The sequence below is a fragment of the Roseibium sp. RKSG952 genome, from assembly GCF_009711355.1.
This window is the reverse complement of the sequence record NZ_SMMF01000071.1, coordinates 1-237: the sequence shown is the minus strand read 5'-3', so window position 1 is coordinate 237 and position 237 is coordinate 1. Positions and strand designations below refer to the sequence as shown.

General features: G+C 61.2%; 1 pseudogene. It reads left to right on the top strand.

Annotation, left to right across the window (positions count from 1 at the left end):
- Positions 1–237 (top strand): annotated as a pseudogene (locus E1297_RS00165) (IS30 family transposase); the annotation flags it as partial.

The window sequence follows — 237 nt, the reverse complement described above, 5'->3', positions numbered from 1 at the left end:
GGTACGCCGACAACACCGCAGATGGGCGACGGCCTGGAGCCCTGAACAGATCGCCCGCCGTTTGCCACTAGATTATCCAGATGACCCAATGATGCGCATTAGCCACGAAGCAATCTACCAGTCCCTGTTCATTCAGGGGCGTGGCGCGCTGCGGCGCGAGTTGGTTGCCTGCCTGCGATCGGGACGGGCGCTTCGTGTTCCACGCGCACGGCGAAAGGGCAAAGGTAAACCATTCGT